Below are 18039 nucleotides of genomic sequence, written 5' to 3' on the forward strand. Positions count from 1 at the left end.
AGCCGGCAATTGCCGGCTCTTTTTTATTCGGATTAACAGACAGTGATCAGGCCAGCGCCTGGGCCAGCAGGTGGATCGGGTGCTCACAGCGGAAGCTGGTGCTCATCTCGATCTGCCACTTGCAGGTCTCGCAGTCGGTGATGACCAGATCAGGCTTGAGGCGGTTTATCTGATCGAACAGCCCTTCACCTATGGTCTGGCTGGTTTCGTAGTTCTCCGACTTGAAGCCGTAGGTGCCGGCGATGCCGCAGCACTGGGAGTCCAGCACAGTCACCTTGACCCCGGGAATGGCGCGCAGCAATTCGAGGGTGTAGATGACGCCCCCCATCTTCTCCATGTGGCAGGGGGTGTGGTAGGCGATGTGCAGATTGAGCGGCTTCATGGCCGGTTTGTTGCCCTGGTAGAACTCGTTCCACAAAAAGCGCGTCACCAGCGAGATGCGATCCCGCACCTTGTGGTTGTCCTGCTCCAGCAGGTGGGGGTATTCGTCCCTCAGGGTGAAACCGCAGGTGGAGGAGGTGGCCAGCAGCGGCATCTCGTTGCCGAGCAGGGTGTTCTCCAGCTGCTGGATGTTGAAGGCCGCCTGGCGCTTGGCCTTGTCCATAAAGCCGTTGGCAATCAGTGGCACGCCGCAGCACTTCTCCCGCTCCAGTAGCTGGACGCCGATATTCATGGCATTGAGCACCTGCACCAGCTCCTTGCCGAGCTGCGGGTGGTTGTAGTTCACATAGCAGCCGTGGAAGTAGGCTATCTGGCGCGCATAACTGGCCTGGGTGGCCTTCTGCTTCTTGTACCAGCCGCGGAAGGTGCCCTGGGAGTATTTGGGCAGATCGCGGTGGGAGGAGACCCCCAGCGCCTTGTCCAGCACCAGCTTCATCGGCTTGAGGCTTGTGGTGAAGTTGACCACCGGGGCCATCAGGGTGGACATGCTGCCCATCAGATCCGTGTGGGAGAGTACGAACTCGCGTACTCCCGGTTTGAAGCCGCCGTACTGGTGCTTGGCCCGGGCTATGATGTCGCCGATGCGTACCCCGCTCGGGCAGGCCACCTCGCAGCGTTTGCAGTTGGTGCAGTGCTTGAGGGCGCTGTCAAAGAGCTCCGGGCTCTTGATACGTAGCCGCTCCCCGTCGGGACCGGCCTGTTTGGGGCCCGGGTAGGCGGGGTTAGCCTTGGCCACCGGGCAGTAGGCGGTGCAGACGGTGCATTTGATGCACTGATCGAAGGTTTGGTTGGCGTGATCCAGTAGCATGTCAGTTCTCCTCCCGGGCCGGATAAAAAGCGCAAGGGACGCGGCAATGGGATGATCTGGCGGACAGTCGACAGTCCGCAGTGGCATGGGGCAGGGCAGTCATCTCAGACCTCCCGACAGGATATGGCCGGCGGCCTGCCAGCCGGTGGCAACCGCCACGCCGGAGCCCGAGCCCTCTTTCACAGGGTCGTAGTGGGCCAGCACGCTGCCGGCGCCATAGAGGTTGGCCAGCGGCTTGCCGCCGCGCAGTACCCGCAGCTGGTCGTCGGTCTTGACCCCGAAGCCCATGAAGGGGTGGTGGTCGAACAGGCGGCGACCGGCCCAGGCGTCGCGCTCCGGGAGGCTCAGCACATCGGCATCGAAGATGGGCTCGCGAATGCCACGCAGACGGGACTCCAGCCCGCGGCTGAAGAAGCTGCCGGAGGCGAGCACGAAGTGGTCCGCCTCAAATAGCTGGTCGTCGCCATTCTGGCTGTGCACGCCTACTACCCGATCACCGTTGTAACGGGCGCCCAGCACCCGTTCGCTGGTGAGGAAGGTACCGCCAAGGGCGATGAAGCGGCGCTTGAGCGCCTCCTGCATCCGCATGCCGATCAGCGACGGCGGCATGGTGGCCACCTCCTTGATGGTGCAGCCGGTGCGTTTTTCCAGCTCAGCCAGGCGTGGGCCGACCAGCCCCAGCGACAGGCAGGCGGGCAGCACTATATGGCGGCAGCCCGGCTCGCCGCACTCCTTCACCATGCGGCCTATCTCGCGGGCCAGATCCGTCAGCAGGTCCTGCTTGTCGTGCTGCTGTTTGTCAAACAGGCGGGCGATATCGGCGGAGCGAAACTCGTGGGGATTGCGACTGAACTGTGCCAGCTGGGGCAGGCGAATTTCACCAGTCAGGATGCGGCAGTGGGCGAAGCGCGCGTGGGTTGCGAGATTCGCCGCCGCCAGCGCCGGGTGAAAGTCGCGAAAACCCTCCAGGGTGGCCAGCAGCAGGACGTCCGGTGCGGGTGCATCGGTGACGCAGGCGCAGGTCTCGGGGGAGAGCCAGGTGCGCTTGAGGGTGCCGATGGGGGTCAGGCGCTGGTGGTTGCGCTCCTTGCGAAACAGCGGCAAACCCTCCAGGGCGCAGTGGCGCTGCAGCGCATCCAGGCTCGCCTCGATATGGGTCAGCCCCACCTTGCTGTAGGGGTGCTCCGGCCGCTCGGCCATAAAGGTGGGCAGGGCTGCGCGGGGATCGCCCTCGCTCTCCAGCAGATCGACCGAGCCGGAGGAGAAGTGCAAGGCGCTCTGGCCCGAGGCCATCAGCAGCGTCTTCTGGCCCGCCTCGGCCAGGCGCAGGGCCGCCGACAGGCCTGCCATGCCACCGCCGATAACGATATTGTCAAACTTCATGACGGCTCTCCTTGTGAGTGGTCTCGCTGGTTGGGCCGCGAGGCGTATCGGCAACCAGCTGCGGCGCCGTCCATTCTCCCAGGCCAAACAGCCCTTCGTAGATCCAGTAGGTGAACTCGGCCTCGCGCAGGGCATCGCCCCACAGGACGGGACGGGTCCCCTTGTAACGCTCCTCCAGGAACTGGCGCAGCATGACGCAGGCCTCACGGCCGTCGGCCTTGCCGTACTCCTGCATCAGACCGGCGGCGCGATAGGCGCACAGCTCCCCTTGACAGGGGCCCATGCCGAGGCGAGTGCGGCGGCGCAGATCCACCAGGTTGTCCACATCGAGCTCCCGCAGGGCGTATTCGATTTCGCCGGCCGTCACCATCTCGCACTCGCAGATAAGGGCGTTGGCCTTGGGGTTGTCGCGAAAGAAGGCGATGACCCGCTCGCCGTGGCGATACTGGGCCGAGCCTTCGGCGGGCACAGAGAGACCGGGGGCGGAGACCTTCTCCGGATCCCGTGAGCCGGGCAGATTGAGTTCGGCGGTGCGGCAGGGCCGGGAGTTGCCGAGCTTCTTGGCGACGAGATCGGTGGCCCACTCCGCCATCAGGCGGTAGGTCATCAGCTTGCCGCCGGTGATGGTGTTGAAGCCCTTGAGGCCGTCGCGCTCGCTGTGATCCAGCAGCACTATGCCGCGGCTGATGTTGCGGCCGCTCTCGTCACCGTCCACCGCCACCAGGGGGCGCACCCCGGCATAGGCGCGCAGCAGACGGGTGCGGGCCATGATGGGGGCGAGCTTTATCCCTTCGCGCAGCAGCACCTCTACCTCTTCGGGTTCGACGGTGAGCTGGTCAATCTTGTTGTAATCGATGCGGCTGGAGGTGGTGCCGATGAGGGAGATGGTATCGCCCGGCACCAGAATGTCCGCATCCGCCGGCTTGCGGGCGCGGTTGAGCACCAGCTGGTTGATGCGGTAATCCATGATGAGCAGGGAGCCCTTGGCCGGGAACATGCGGATGCCGAGATCGGCATATTCGCAAATTTGCTGGCCCCAGATGCCGGCGGCGTTGATCACCTCCTGACACTCCACCTCGAACGCCTCGCCGGTGCGGGTGTTGATGGCCTTGACCCCGTGCACTCTGTCCTGAGTGCGGAGCAGCCCCAGCACCTTGCTGTGGGTGAAGATGCGGGCGCCATGTTCTTTCGCGTCCAAGACGTTTGCGGCGGCCAAGCGGAACGGATCGACGGTGCCATCCGGCACATGAATGGCACCTATCATCGCCGGATTGGCGTTGGGTTCGAGGCGCAGCGCCTCGCGGGGATCCAGCTGGCGGGTCTCTATGCCCGCCAGGGCGCAGGCCTCCATAAAGGTGCGTTGGAAATGAATGTCATCTTCCGGCAGGGTGAGGAAGAGGCCGCCGGTCGCCTCCACGCAGTGGCTGGCGATCCGCTTGAGGATGCGGTTCTCCTGAATGCACTCGCGGGCGGACTCCGGATCCGTCACCGCGTAGCGGGCCCCCGAGTGGAGCAGACCGTGGTTGCGCCCCGTGGTGCCTGCGGCGATATCGTCCCGCTCCAGCAGGATGCAGTCGATGCCGCGCAGTGCGCAATCGCGCATGATGCCGGCCCCGGTGGCGCCGCCGCCTATGATGACGACTTCTGTGGTTATTCTTTTCATTCTTGCCCGTCTCATCTCGTCCAGATGGGGCCAGTGTGGCGCCTGTCTGGCTAGAAATGTTTGATATGGGCCAAATTAATGTTCGCAAACGCTCACCAAAGGCGGGTTTAATGAGCGAACTGTGACCAGGGTCACGTCACCGCCGAGGCGGGGCAGGGGGGATCGCTGCGCGAGAAGAGGAGGGGAAGGCCAACCCGCGGGTTGGCCGGATGGCGGCGTGCGGGAGGGTCAGCCGCAGCACTTCTTGAACTTCTTGCCGCTGCCACAGGGGCAGGGGTCGTTGCGACCGACCCGCAGCGGTGCCGGATCCTGCTCGCCGTCGGTGTAGACCCAGCGCCCTTGGTGGCGCACGAAGCGGGAGCGCTCATGCAGGCAGTGGCGCTCGTCCCCCTCCCAAAACCAGGCCTTGAACTCCACCATGCCGGTCTCATCAAGGGGGCCGCCCCGGGCGGCCAGGATCTCCAGCCCGTCCCAGCGGGTGTCGGTGCGGGAGAGCTCATCTGCGGTCAGTCCGCTCAGATACTCCGGGTGCCAGCTGTGGACCAGGTACTCCCCCAAGCCCAGCACGAAGGCGCTGTAGCGGGAGCGCATCAGTTGCTCGGTGGTAGTGGCGGCCTGGCCTTCGTGAAGCGCGCCGCAGCATTGGGCGAGAGAAAGAGAGGAACCGCAAGGACATTGGCTCATGGGTCAGTTCATCGGGTCGATAATAGAAGGTGGCGGGATTGTAGCTAAGGCACTCCCCCTTCGGCCAGCACTCCATGGCTGAGCGAGTAGGAACGAAGCACCCACAATAAAATGGCTAAAGGAAGTACAAGATGACGCTAAAGCAGAAAATTCTGTTGCTGGGGGCCATCCCCGTGCTGCTGATGGCCCTGGTGGTCAACCTCAGCAACTACCTGGTGGCCAGGAGCGACCTGGAGTCCGAGCTGGTGGTGGCGAGAGACAAGGCGGTCAAGGAGCGCAAGGCCCTGCTCAGCAGCTACCTGATGCTCGCCAAGACGGCCATCGAGAAAGAGTATGCGGAGCCGGACAGCCCGGAGGCCCGTGCCCGGGTGAAGGAGCTGCTGCGCCCCTTGCGTTATGGCAGTGACGGTTACTTCTTCGTCTACGACTTCCAGGGCAATACCCTGCTGCTGCCCACCCGCCCCGAGGTGGAGGGCAAGAACCGCTGGCAGGACAAGGATACCAAGGGCACCTTCCTCATTCAGGAGATCGTCAAGGCGGCCCGTGAGGGGGATGGCTACTCGGAGTACTGGACCAACAAGCCCTCCATCGGGCGGGATGCGCCCAAGCTCTCCTTCAACCTGGTGCTCGACAAGTACCAGTGGGTGGTGGGGACCGGCTTCTACATAGATGACATCGACACCGAGCTGGCGGCCCTGCGCAGCGAGCGCGAGGAGAACATGTACGGCTCCCTGCAGAGCAGCGTGCTGCTCATTCTGGTGATCCTGGGGGTGACCCTGGCGGTGACAGTGGTGCTCGGCAACCGGGTCACCCGGCCGCTGGCGGATGCGGTCGCGGCCCTCAATGACATCGCCGACGGGGAGGGGGATCTGACCCGGCGCCTCAAGGTGCAGAGTCATGACGAGGTGGGCCAGCTGGCCAGCGCCTTCAACCGCTTCGTGGAGCGGATCCAGTCGGTGGTGAGCCAGGTCGGGGAGACCAGCCATCAGCTGTTGGGGGCCGTGGACAGGTTGCACAACTTAAGCGAGCACGCCGACCGGCAGATGCAGGGCCACGGCCGGGAGACGGATCAGGTGGTCACCGCGGTGACCGAGATGAGCTCCACCGCCCAGGAAGTGGCGGCCAGCGCCTCCAACGCGGCCACGGCCACCAGCGACGCGGCGCGGGAATCCGATGCCGCCCGCGAGGTGGTGGGCAGCGCCATCGGCAGCATCAACCGCCTGGTGGAGGAGGTGCACACCGCCTCCGGGGTCATCGAGCAACTGGCCCAGGAGACCGGCAAGATAGGATCCGTGGTGGAGGTGATCCGCGGCATCGCCGATCAGACCAACCTGCTGGCGCTCAATGCCGCCATCGAGGCAGCCCGGGCCGGTGAGCAAGGGCGCGGCTTTGCGGTGGTGGCGGACGAGGTGCGATCCCTGGCCGGTCGTACCCAGCAGAGCACCAAGGAGATCAACGAGATGCTGCAGCGGCTGCAGGGCGGGGTGCGCCAGGCGGTGGAGGTGATGCAGGCGAGCGAGGCGCGCAGCCAGGAGACGGTGCAGGAGGCGAGCCACATCGCCAGCTCCCTCGACAGCATGGTGACGGCGGTTGGCACCATCAACGACATGAACATCCAGATAGCGACCGCCGCCGAGGAGCAGCATGCGGTCTCCGAGGAGATCAACAAGAACCTGGTGGCCATACAGCAGATCGTCAGCGAGCTGACCGAGGCCGCCGGGGAGTCCAACACCACCACCCGCGCCCTGGCCGGCACGGGTGACAAATTGCGTCAACTCGTCTCCCGCTTCCGTTACTAGTCACATTTTTGCCGTCTGGACGTCATTTCCAGACGGCAAATTTGGGGATCGGCGCAGAATGTGGGAAAATCGCGCCATTCGTTCCTTTCGTTAGCCCCTACCCTATGAATGAGATCGTGAAAGGCAGTATCGATTTGATCCGTCAGCTCAACTACGGCCTGGTCTATGCCAGCCTGGAAGAGCACAAGGAACTGTCCCGTACCGATCTGTCCCGTTTGACCGGCCTCTCACCGGCCAGCATCACCAAGATCACCCGTGAACTGCTCGATGGTGGTCTGGTGGTCACCTGTGGCGAGAGCTCGGTGGGCCGTGGCCGTCGTCAGACCTTGCTTCGCATCAACGAGCGCCGCTTCCAGTTTCTCTCCATGCGCCTCGGCCGCGGTTATGTGGACATGGCCCTGTTCGATCTTGCCGGTCACTCCCTGGCGCGCCATCGCCACCTGTTCAGCGAGACCGAGCGCGGCAACCTGCTGGCCAGCCTGGTGCGGGCCATCGAGGTCTTTTTGCCGAAGAAGTCCCTGCGTCTGGCCTGCATCGCCCTCTGCCTGCCCGGACAGGTGGAGCGCCACTCCGGCATGGTGAAACACTTCCCCTTCTATGATCTGCGCAACTGGCCCCTGGGGCCCACCCTGCAGGAGGCCTTCGAGGTGCCGGTGCTGGTGAGTGGCGATGTGCGCACCTGGATCCAGGCCGAGAGGGAGTGGGGCGCCGCCAAAAATTGCGACGATGCGGTGCTGGTGTTCGTCCACAACGACATAGGTGTGGGCATGGTGGTCAACGGCCAGCTCATCGAGAGCGAGTCGGCCCTGCTCGGGGATCTCAGCCACCTGCAGCTCGAGCCCTATGGTCAGCGCTGCTACTGCGGTGGCTTCGGCTGCGCCTGCACCCTGGTCACCAACCAGGCCCTGGAGGCCCAGTACCGGGACCTGCGCGAGCGGATGCAGGAGCACGATCTGCCGGCGAGCGTCAACATCCGCGAGCTGTGCGAGCTGGCGCTGGCGGGCAACAGCCTGTGCCAGGACATACTGCACCAGGCGGCGGGCCGGCTCTCCCGGGTGCTTGCCAACCTCATCTGCCTGCTCAACCCGGGCAAGCTGTTGCTGGGGGGGGAGATCACCCGGGCCGATCGGCTGCTGTTCCCCATGCTGCACCAGTCCCTGGCGAGCCAGCTGCCGGCGGAGTACCTGGTGCGCCTGCAGATCGAGTCCACCCATTTTTACGAAGATCCCACCAAACCCACCTCGGTGCAGGTACACAAGGCCCTGCGGGACGGCAGCCTGCTGCTCGATCTGTTGCGAGGTGACAGGGAGGCTTAGCCACCTCGCCTGGCGCTGGCTGCGTTGGCCTTGACGCTGACTGCGACCGTCTGATGAATGGGGCGGCCTGGGTGGCGCCAGAAGCAGACGGGCCTCCCCGAGGGAAGGCCCGTCTGTAATGTGCAAACGCCGGGTATCGGCTGGCTAGGATTTTGTTTCCTTGTCTGCGGGATTTTCTTGCTGCTTGAGGGTCTCGGTGGCCTGCTCCTTGAGCTGCAACTGCTCCATCACCAGCTTGTAGGCGATGTAGTACTTGTAGATGTTGCCCACATAGGTCACGGTCTCGGGGCCTATTTTCTCCGCCGCCACGTACTCGACGTTGTGGAACCAGACATTGGGATCCAGCCCACGCTTCTTGGCCTCGGCCCGTAGCCGCGCCACCCGGGCGGGACCGGCGTTGTAGGAGGCAAACGAGAACAAGGCCTTGTCGAGAGCCGTCATGGGCTCGTCGGCGTAGTAGTGATCTATCATCCAGCGCATGTATTTGACGCCTCCGTGGATGTTGGGCTCGAGCTGGCGGATGTCCCCCACCTTGAGCCCCTTCCCGGTGGCGGGCATGATCTGCATGATGCCGATGGCGCCGACGTGGCTGCGCGCCTTCTGGTTGAGGGCCGACTCCTGATAGCCCTGGGCCGCGATCAGCAACCAGTCCACGTCGTATTTGCCGCCGTATTCACGAAACAGTTCCACCACCTGCAGGAATTTCTTGCGCTCGGCTTCGGCGGCGGCGCTCTTGATGAATTTGTTCTGCTTGAGATAGCGGGCCAGGATCTCTTCCCCCGTTGCCTTGCCCCGTATCGCCTTGATCTGCTCGTTGAGCATGGCGAGCAGTTGGGGGCTCTCCTTGCGCACCGCCCAGGCGATGATGCCGCCGTCGCGGAACACGGGCTCTTCGTGGATCTGGATAGCAGGGAAAATCTTCTGCCAGAAGCGGGCCTTGTGCTCATCCATGACGATGAAGGGGAGCAGGCCCGCATTGACCATCTCCACCAGATCTTCATCCTCCAGCACCTCGGAGGCGGGCTGGATGTCGATGAGGGGTTCCCCCGCCTCCTTGCGCGCCTGGTTGTAGGCCATCAGGCTCTCGAAGTAGCTGGAGGAAGGTCTGACATAGATGCTCTTGCCCGCCAGATCGGCGGCGCTCTCCACCTTGGGGGAGTCCGGCCCCGAGATGAGCAGCTCGCGCACGTTCTCGAGCAGGGGGGCACTGAACTCTACCCCCTGCTGCCTGCGCTTGTCCGTGATGGTGAGGTTGGCGGCGGCGATGTCCCCCTTGCCCTCGATGAGGGCCTTCAGCAGGTTTTCCCGGGCGACCGGAATGAAGACGAGATGGACCTTGAGGTGGCGCTTGATGGCCTTGTCCTTGCGCAGTTGCTCGTTGAGCCGCTTTTCAACCTGCATGAAGGCGTCGTAGGTGATTCCCCGTTGCACCCCCTTGTGGATGAAGTAGCCGGTCTTGTTGTAGGTGGTCAGCACCCGAATGGTGCGTCTCTCCATCATGGCGTCGAGGTCCCCCAGCATGGGTTTGGCGAGCTCCTCGCTGGCGAAGCTGAGGGCACTGCGCGCATCTTCTTCGACTGCCGCCTTGTCTGCTTCGGCGCTCCAGGCCAGTGGCAGGGAACCCAGTACCCAAACAAGGAAAATCCATAAGCGTTTCATAAAGATCACCTCACTCGTTTTACTGAGTGTAAGTGCCGCGCAGGGGGGGCTTTAGCTCTTTGAGTTTCATCGACGCCATCCGATAGCACGATTCTTGCTATCTCGCATCGAGCGCCCATTGGCCGTTGAAAAGCCGTCAGCCCGAGAACAGAAGAGGGAGCCCGTGGGCTCCCTCTGTGCGGTTTACATCCTGTCAAGGCGACCTGGGCTAGAACCAGAAGCCGATGATGAAGGAGCCCGCCAGGGTCAGCATCACGTTGGCCACCGCATAGGTGCCGGCGTAGCCGAGCGCCGGGATCGAGCTGTTGGCCGCCTCGTTCACCACATCCATGGCCGGGGCGCAGGTACGGGCCCCCGTGATGGCCCCGAGCAGCAGGGCCGGGTTCATCTTCAGCACCCAGACCCCGAACAGATAGCCCACCAGCACTGGCAAGGTGGTCACCAGCATGCCGGAGAAGAGCACCACCACCCCCACCTCGCTGAGGTGATCCAGGATGCCGCCCCCCGCTTTCAACCCTGTGCTCACCATGAAGACGGCGAGGCCGAGATCCTTGGCCAGCCGCAGGGCGCCCGGCGGCACATAACCGACGGTGGGGTGGTTGGCCCTCAGGTAACCCATCAGTATGCCCGCCAGCAAGAGGCCGACGGCGTTGCCGAGGCCGAACTCTATCTGGCCGAACACCAGGGAGACGGAGCCGATGAGCAGACCCAGCACGAAGAAGGTGGTGAAGGCCACCAGATCCGTGGTCTGGCTGTGGATGCTGATGAAGCCGATCTTGTTGGCCAGCAGCTTGACCCGCTGCTTCTCGCCGCTGATCTGCAGCACGTCGCCTTTTTGCAGCATGATGTTGCGATCGAACGGCATCTCGATCTGGGAGCGCACCACCCGGTTGAGGAAGCAGCCCTTCTCGGTGAGGTTGAGCTCCACCAGATGGCGGCCCACCACAGAGTCGTTCTTCACCACTATCTCTTCGGTGACTATCTGCAGATCCAGCAGGTTGCGGTCAAACACCTCTTTACCGTTGCGGTAGTTGACGTCGAGCTTCTCGTGGCTTTCGGGATAACCCACCAGGGCGATCTCGTCCCCCTCCTGGATCACGGCGTCCCCATCCGGGCTTGCCAGTATGCCGTTGCGGCGGATCCGCTCCACATAGCAGCCGGTGTGGGGGTAGATGCCGGTCTCCCGCAGGGTGCGGCCCCCAATCCAGGCGGCGAGCTCGGGGCCGACTCGGTAGGCACGAATGATGGGCAGATAGGTCTTGCGGCTCTCGCTGTCGGAGAGTCCCCGCTCGCGGGCTATCTTTTGCGCTTCTGTATTGAGATCGAGCCGCGCCAGGGAGGGGAGGTAGCGCACCACCAGCATCAGCCCCACCAGGCCCACCAGATAGGTCAGGGCGTAGCCGATGCCCATGTTGTCGAGCACGGGCTGCATGTCGGTGCCGTGGGGCAGGTTGAGCAGGCCGCTGCGCAGGGCATCCTGGGCCCCCACCAGCGCCGGGGTCGAGGTGAGCGACCCCGCCAGTATCCCCGCCGCCATGCCGGGCCCCAGGTTGAAGAACTTGGCCAGCCCCACCGTCAGCAGCAAGGCGGTCAGCAGGATCACCAGGGTCAGGGTGATGTAGTGGATACCGTCGCGCAGGAAGACACTGAAGAAGTGGGGGCCCGCCTCGATCCCCACACAGAAAATGAACAGCATGAAGCCGACGTTCTCGGTGGAGGTGGAGAACTGGAACCCCATCTGGCCAAACAGCAGGGCGGTGAACAGCACCCCTATGGTGTTGCCAATCTGGAAGTTGCCGATGCGTACCTTGCCCAGCAGCAGGCCGAAGGCCAGCACCACGAACAGCAGCAGGGAGTCGCTTTGATGTAGCAGTGTCACGAAATCTATGGTCATGCCCGGAAAAACCGAGGAAAAAAGTGGGGCCGATATTGTGCCGGATCCCTCATCAAGAAAGAAGCGCGAAAGCGGATTAACAGCCAGTTAAGTGCTGGTCTCTCCGGGGAGGGGAGGGATGCGCGGGCAACTTGGGAAAAATACCTCTATTTTCCGCTGCCATTCTCGCTGTCAATGAGTGATTTATGCTGTCGGCCGGAGGTGCCATGACAGCCCTGTGGACAATTTATTACCTGCTGCGCAGGGGGCGATTGAGCATGGTTTTCAGCATTTTTAACTGATGGGAAGCGAGGGATGCAAAAGAACCCTTTTTGCCGTCAGGAGGAGGCTGACCCATGGCACGGGGCATGGCGAAAAAAAAGCGGGAGAAAGAGGATGTCTCTCCTCCGTCCGACCCATTTAGGGGGGAGGGCAAAAACAGGAGAAAATGGGGGGCGAGGTGTGTCGCCTCGCCAAAGCGGAGACAATCGCTGCCAACCTAGGCCTGTATTGGGTTTGGCACACTTACCCACAGAAACTGTGGATAACCCTGTTCATGAAACTTGGTGATCAGCCTGCAAGCCGCGCCAATACTGGGGTGCAAGCGCTGTTCAAAAAATACCGGTAAAAAAATGTTTCTATAAAAATCAAATAGTTATACGCAGCAGAACAAAACGCTGCTGGCCAGGAACCGGGGATCAAAGGGGGAGTGCGCCGCGAGGGACGGCTTGTGCATTAAAATTGGCAGAGGAAAGCACTAAAGTGGATAACTTGCACCGAGATGGTGAGGAATTGGCTCCCCCGACTGGACTTGAACCAGTGACATACGGATTAACAGTCCGCCGTTCTACCGACTGAACTACGGGGGAACATCAGGCAAGGAGGAGCATCATACAGAGGTCGCATTTCGGGGTCAATAGCCGTCAGGGGCCGAGAGCGGATACCCAGGCCCGTCAACTCGGGGTACACTGCTCTCTTGCCGTTTTTTGTCGGGAGTCGTCATGAATAAGCCTTTCAAGCTGGCCAGCCAGTTTCAACCCGCGGGGGATCAGCCTGCGGCCATCGCCCGCCTGCTCGATGGCATAGAGTCCGGCCTCGCTCACCAGACCCTGCTCGGGGTGACAGGGTCGGGCAAGACCTTCACCATGGCCAACGTCATCGCCACCCTGAACCGCCCGACCATGATACTGGCTCCCAACAAGACCCTGGCCGCCCAGCTCTATGGGGAGATGAAGGAGTTCTTCCCCGAGAACTCGGTGGAGTACTTCGTCTCCTATTACGACTACTACCAGCCGGAAGCCTATGTGCCGACCACGGACACCTTTATAGAGAAGGATGCCTCCATCAACGATCACATCGAGCAGATGCGGCTGTCGGCCACCAAGGCGCTGCTGGAGCGGCGGGACGTGGTGATCGTCGCCTCGGTATCGGCCATCTATGGTCTGGGGGATCCCCAGGCCTACCTCAGCATGATGCTGCATCTCAAGGTGGGGGATGTGATCAACCAGCGGGACATACTGCGCCGCCTCGCCGAGCTGCAATACACCCGCAACGACATGGCCTTCCAGCGCGGCACCTTCCGGGTGCGGGGGGAGGTCATCGACATCTACCCTGCCGAATCGGACAAGCTGGCCCTGCGGGTGGAGCTGTTTGACGAGGAGGTGGAACGCCTCTCCCAGTTCGATCCCCTGACCGGCGCCATCGAGCAGACTGTGGTGCGCTACACCATCTATCCCAAGACCCACTACGCCACGCCGCGGGAGACCATACTCGGGGCCATCGATCACATCAAGGAAGAGCTCAAGGGGCGCCGCGAGCAGTTGCTCTCCCTCAACAAGCTGGTGGAGGAGCAGCGCATCAGCCAGCGCACCCAGTTCGACATCGAGATGATGCAGGAGCTGGGGTACTGCTCCGGCATCGAGAACTACAGCCGCTATCTGTCGGGGCGGGCCCCCGGCGAGCCGCCGCCCACCCTGTTTGACTACCTGCCGGGGGATGGCCTGCTCATCATCGACGAGTCCCACGTCACTGTGCCGCAGATAGGCGCCATGTTCAAAGGGGACAGATCCCGCAAGGAGACCCTGGTGGAGTACGGCTTCCGGCTCCCCTCGGCGTTGGACAACAGGCCGCTGAAGTTTGACGAGTTCGAGGCCCTGATGCCCCAGACGGTGTTCGTCTCGGCGACCCCTGGCCCCTACGAGCTGGAGAAGTCCGGCGGCGACGTGGTACAGCAGGTGGTGCGCCCCACTGGCCTGCTCGATCCTGTCATCGAGGTGCGCCCCGTCACCACCCAGGTGGACGATCTGCTCTCCGAGATCCGGCTGCGGGTCGCGGTGGAGGAGAGGGTGCTGGTCACCACCCTCACCAAGCGGATGGCGGAAGACTTGACCGAGTACCTGGCGGATCACGACGTGCGGGTGCGTTACCTGCATTCGGACATAGACACAGTGGAACGGGTGGAGATCATCCGCGATCTGCGCCTGGGCAAGTTCGACGTGCTGGTGGGCATCAACCTGTTGCGGGAAGGGCTCGACATGCCGGAGGTGTCGCTGGTGGCCATCCTGGATGCGGATAAAGAGGGCTTCCTGCGCTCCACCCGCTCCCTCATCCAGACCATAGGCCGGGCGGCGCGCAACCTCAACGGCAAGGTCATTCTCTACGGCGACACCATCACCAACTCCATGAAGGTGGCCATCGAGGAGACCGAGCGGCGCCGTGCCCTGCAGCACGCCCACAACCTGGAGCACGGCATCACGCCCAAGGGGCTCAACAAGTCGGTGGGGGACGTGATGGACATGGGGGGCAGCCGCACCGCCGGCAAACCCGGCAGAGGCAGTCGCAAGGCAGCCGAGCCGCAAGGGGAGTACCATGCCCGCTCCGCCAGCGAGATCGCCAAGGAGATCAAGCGGATGGAGGAGAAGATGTTCCAGCATGCCCGGGATCTGGAGTTCGAACAGGCCGCCGCCATGCGGGATCAGATCCAGCGGCTGCGCGGCGAGTTGATCGAATCATGAGCGGCAAACGCTGGCTGATCTGGCGGCGCCTGCGTCGCCTCTATGCCGGTTTTCGCCACCCGGACACCCCCTGGTGGGCCAAGGGGCTGGTGATCCTCATCCTCGTCTATGGCATCAGTCCGGTGGATCTCATCCCGGATCTGGTGCCCTTCGTTGGCTGGCTCGACGACGTCAGCCTGCTGCTGTTGCTGCTCTGGGGGTGGGAGTCCTGCCTGCCCGCAACGGTCAGGAAGGGGCTGGATACCCTTGAATGAGGGGAGAGGCGATGCCGCAGATTGTCGGGCACACGGCATTGGCGTAGACTCCACGCCGTTCACTTCATGGGTATGAAAAAATGGATCTGATCCTGTTTGCAATCGACTTTATTCTGCACGTTGACGTGCACCTGAAAGAGCTGTTCGAGCACTATGGCATCTGGGTTTACGCCATCCTGTTCCTCATCATCTTCTGTGAGACCGGCCTGGTGGTGACCCCCTTCCTGCCCGGCGACTCCCTGCTGTTTGCCGCGGGCGCCCTGACGGTGGGCAGCGTGCTGGACGTGCACACCCTGGCGGGGGTGTTGATCATCGCCGCCGTGCTCGGCAACGTGGTGAACTACACCATAGGCCACTTCTTCGGGGATCAGCTGTTTCGCAATCCGGACTCGAAGATCTTCCGGCGCGACTATCTGGTCAAGACCCACGCCTTCTATGCCAAGCATGGCGGCAAGACCATCATCATCACCCGTTTCCTGCCCATAGTGCGCACCTTTGCCCCCTTCGTGGCGGGCATGGGGGCCATGACCTACCCGCGCTTCCTGGCGTTCAACCTGATTGGCGGCTTGCTGTGGGTGCTGTCGTTCGTCTATGCGGGCCACTTCTTCGGCAACCTGCCGGTGGTGCGTCACAACTTCACCCTGCTCATCTTCGGCATCATCGGCATCTCGCTGCTGCCCATGGTCGTCGGCATGGCGAAGGCCAGGATGAATACCGCCAAGGCGAGTTGAGTGCGTGCTTGGGCAACCGTGCACAGAGACTGCGATCACAAGAAAGGGGAGCCACTTTGGCTCCCCTTTTCGTTATGCGAGCTTGTCTCTGCCTGTACCAGGCATGGCGGGTTCAGTTGCAGCAGCGGCCCTTGACCAGGTTGCCGACTGCCACTACCACGAAAACCAGCAGGTAGGCGGCGAAGATGGCGATCAACCACTGCGGCATCGAGAGACTCAGGAACTGCCAGCTGATCTCGCTGCAATCGCCGTCCGGGAAGAAGAGCCAGGGCACCCACTGATCGAGGGGAGCCCAGCTTGGGAAGTCGACAAAGCCTTCGCACACATTGAAGGGGGAGGGGTTCATCTGGTAATCAACATGCTTGAGTGCCAGCTTCAGGCCCCAGAAGGCGCTGTAACCCCACAGCAGCATGGCGCTCCAGCGGAGATACCACTTCTCTGGCGCCACCATGCCGAGCAGGCCGGCAGCGAACACCCCGAGGATGGCGAGCCGCTCATAGATGCACATCACGCAAGGGTGCAGACCCAGTACATGCTGGAAGAAGAGGGCGCACAGCTCGAAGCAGAGCGCTGTCGCGGCCAGCAGGCCCCAGGCCAGACGATGGCTGGCAATACGGCGAAGAAACTCGATCATCTGATTGATCTCACAGAGAAAAATAATGGCTGAATTAGAGCAGAGCCCCACTTAAAAAGAAAGGGGCCTCATGGCCCCTCGCTTCATCAGTGTGCCGCCGGTGCCAGGGTCGGCATGGCGCCTCCCTGCGTCAGCCAGCCGGCCTGGTAGAACCATTCGGTGGCAGGGGCGAGCAGTTGCTCTACCGCAAAGAACCCCACCAGCCCCAGCACCAGGGTGTAGGGCAGGGCCATCCACACCATGCGGCCATAGGAGAGGCGCAGCAGCGGCGCCAGCGCAGAGGTGAGCATGAACAGGAAGGCCGCCTGGCCATTGGGGGTGGCCACCGACGGCAGATTGGTCCCCGTGTTGATGGCGACAGCCAGCAGATCGAAATGCTCACGGCTGATGGCGCCATTGAGCAGGGCGGTCTTCACCTCGTTGATGTAGACGGTGCCGACGAAGACGTTGTCGCTCACCATGGAAAGCAAGCCGTTGGCCAGATAGAAGAGGGCGAGCTGATCCTCGGGTTTGGCGGCCAGTACCCACTGGATCACCGGCTTGAACAGCTGTTGATCGATGATCACCGCCACCACGCTGAAGAAGACGGTGAGCAGGGCGGTGAAGGGCAGCGCCTCATGGAAGGCCTTGCCGAGGGCATGCTCCTCGGTGACGCCGGTGAAGGACGTCGCGAGCACTATGACGGTCAGGCCGATCAGCCCTACCGCCGCCAGATGCAGGGCCAGACCTGTGATGAGCCAGATGGCGATCGCCGCCTGGACCAGCAGCTTGGCCTTCTCTTGCGGGCTACGCCCGGCATCTTCGTCGCGTTCATAGGCTTCCATGATGTGGCGCACGGGCTCTGGCAGCTTGGTGCCATAACCGAACCAACGGCATTTCTCCACCAGGATGCAGGTGAGCAGACCGCAGAGGAAGACGGGAATGGTGACCGGTGCCATGCGAATGGCAAATTCACCGAAATGCCAGCCCGCCTGCTCCCCAATGATGAGGTTCTGGGGCTCGCCGACCAGGGTGCAGACGCCCCCCAGGGCGGTGCCGATGGCGGCGTGCATCATCAAACTGCGCAGGAAGGCGCGAAATTCGTTCAGATGCTGGCGGGAGAGCTCGTCAATCTCTTCGTCATCATGATGCAGATTGCCGGATTCATCCCGGGAGGCCACTTTGTGGTAGATGGCGTAGAAACCGGTGGCGACGCTGATGACCACGGCAATCACGGTCAGGGCATCGAGGAAGGCGGACAAGAAGGCCGACACCAGGCAGAAGGCGAGGGAGAGCAGCGTCTTGGAGTGGATGCGGACCAGCATCTTGGTGAAGACGTAGAGCAGCAACTGTTTCATGAAATAGATGCCGGCCACCATGAAGACCAGCAACAACAGCACTTCGATGTTGGCCACCAGCTCATGCTTGATCTGGTCCGCCGAGGTCATGCCGATGAGCACGGCTTCGATGGCCAGCAGGCCGCCCGGTTGCAGCGGGTAGCATTTGAGCGCCATGGCCAGGGTGAAGATGAACTCGACGACCAGCAACCAGCCAGCCAGGAAGGGATCAATGTGGAAGACGATCGGATTGATCAGCAGGAATATGACGATGGCAATTTTGTACCATCGAGGGGCATTGCCCAAAAAATTCTTTGAAAAAGCGCGCCCTAGGCTGATTGGCATAATGATGGTTCTCTGTTCTGTTGTTGGTATCTGCGTCTATGCAGTCGAGCCCGACTCGACCCGAACATCCGGATATTCACCTTTATCAAATTGATTGCACATGATTTTAATCAAGGGAG

General features: G+C 62.4%; 13 protein-coding genes and 1 tRNA gene. 5 read left to right on the forward strand and 9 right to left on the reverse strand.

The window, feature by feature from the left end; genetic code table 11:
* Positions 1-46: 46 nt before the first annotated feature.
* The 4 genes from glpC to ACB030_RS12705 form a co-directional block, all read right to left on the reverse strand.
* Positions 47-1249: an anaerobic glycerol-3-phosphate dehydrogenase subunit GlpC gene (gene glpC / locus ACB030_RS12690; protein WP_371160215.1), complete on the reverse strand. Its 1203-nt coding sequence runs from the start codon at positions 1247-1249 to the stop codon at positions 47-49.
* Positions 1250-1348: 99 nt separating this feature from the next.
* Positions 1349-2632: a glycerol-3-phosphate dehydrogenase subunit GlpB gene (gene glpB, locus ACB030_RS12695; RefSeq protein ID WP_371160216.1), complete on the reverse strand. Its 1284-nt coding sequence runs from the start codon at positions 2630-2632 to the stop codon at positions 1349-1351.
* Positions 2622-4295 (reverse strand): anaerobic glycerol-3-phosphate dehydrogenase subunit A, encoded by a 1674-nt coding sequence (gene glpA, locus ACB030_RS12700; RefSeq protein ID WP_371160218.1) that lies wholly within the window; start codon positions 4293-4295, stop codon positions 2622-2624. Before glpA ends, glpB begins: the two co-directional genes overlap by 11 nt.
* A 228-nt stretch (positions 4296-4523) precedes the next feature.
* Complete coding sequence (locus ACB030_RS12705; protein ID WP_371160220.1) at positions 4524-4979, reverse strand: YchJ family protein; 456 nt, start codon at positions 4977-4979, stop codon at positions 4524-4526.
* Positions 4980-5110: 131 nt separating this feature from the next.
* On the opposite strand from ACB030_RS12705, the gene ACB030_RS12710 reads away from it, so the two are divergent.
* Both ACB030_RS12710 and ACB030_RS12715 read left to right on the forward strand, forming a co-directional pair.
* Positions 5111-6778 carry a methyl-accepting chemotaxis protein gene (locus ACB030_RS12710; RefSeq protein WP_371160222.1) on the forward strand — a complete coding sequence of 556 codons (1668 nt, stop codon included), beginning with the start codon at positions 5111-5113 and terminating at the stop codon, positions 6776-6778.
* 104 nt (positions 6779-6882) lie between these two features.
* A complete protein-coding gene (locus tag ACB030_RS12715; protein WP_371160224.1) occupies positions 6883-8094 on the forward strand; it encodes an ROK family protein in 1212 nt (403 codons plus the stop codon).
* Positions 8095-8238: 144 nt separating this feature from the next.
* Here the strand turns inward: ACB030_RS12715 and ACB030_RS12720 are convergent, their stop codons facing one another.
* The 3 genes from ACB030_RS12720 to ACB030_RS12730 all read right to left on the reverse strand — a co-directional run bounded on the left by ACB030_RS12720 (position 8239) and on the right by ACB030_RS12730 (position 12495).
* Positions 8239-9753, reverse strand: coding sequence for a transglycosylase SLT domain-containing protein (locus ACB030_RS12720; RefSeq protein ID WP_371160226.1), 1515 nt, complete (start codon positions 9751-9753; stop codon positions 8239-8241).
* Positions 9754-9961: 208 nt separating this feature from the next.
* A complete protein-coding gene (locus ACB030_RS12725) occupies positions 9962-11647 on the reverse strand; it encodes an aspartate:alanine antiporter (protein WP_025327138.1) in 1686 nt (561 codons plus the stop codon).
* 772 nt (positions 11648-12419) lie between these two features.
* Positions 12420-12495 (reverse strand) — tRNA-Asn (locus tag ACB030_RS12730).
* 132 nt (positions 12496-12627) lie between these two features.
* Here ACB030_RS12730 and uvrB point away from each other — a divergent pair.
* From uvrB to ACB030_RS12745, 3 genes are all read left to right on the forward strand, one after another.
* Positions 12628-14640 carry an excinuclease ABC subunit UvrB gene (gene uvrB / locus ACB030_RS12735; RefSeq protein WP_371160229.1) on the forward strand — a complete coding sequence of 671 codons (2013 nt, stop codon included), beginning with the start codon at positions 12628-12630 and terminating at the stop codon, positions 14638-14640.
* Positions 14637-14894 (forward strand): YkvA family protein, encoded by a 258-nt coding sequence (locus ACB030_RS12740; RefSeq protein WP_025327135.1) that lies wholly within the window; start codon positions 14637-14639, stop codon positions 14892-14894. Before uvrB ends, ACB030_RS12740 begins: the two co-directional genes overlap by 4 nt.
* Positions 14895-14974: 80 nt before the next feature.
* A complete protein-coding gene (locus tag ACB030_RS12745; RefSeq protein WP_371160232.1) occupies positions 14975-15625 on the forward strand; it encodes a DedA family protein in 651 nt (216 codons plus the stop codon).
* A 112-nt stretch (positions 15626-15737) separates the two neighbouring features.
* On the opposite strand, the gene dsbB is transcribed toward ACB030_RS12745, so the two are convergent.
* Positions 15738-16259 carry a disulfide bond formation protein DsbB gene (dsbB, locus tag ACB030_RS12750; RefSeq protein WP_371160234.1) on the reverse strand — a complete coding sequence of 174 codons (522 nt, stop codon included), beginning with the start codon at positions 16257-16259 and terminating at the stop codon, positions 15738-15740.
* A gap of 86 nt (positions 16260-16345) precedes the next feature.
* Positions 16346-17920: a sodium/proton antiporter NhaB gene (nhaB, locus tag ACB030_RS12755; RefSeq protein WP_371160236.1), complete on the reverse strand. Its 1575-nt coding sequence runs from the start codon at positions 17918-17920 to the stop codon at positions 16346-16348.
* Between the last annotated feature and the right edge of the window lie 119 nt (positions 17921-18039).

The organism is Aeromonas sp. S16(2024) (genome assembly GCF_041403065.1).
Taxonomy (GTDB): domain Bacteria; phylum Pseudomonadota; class Gammaproteobacteria; order Enterobacterales; family Aeromonadaceae; genus Aeromonas.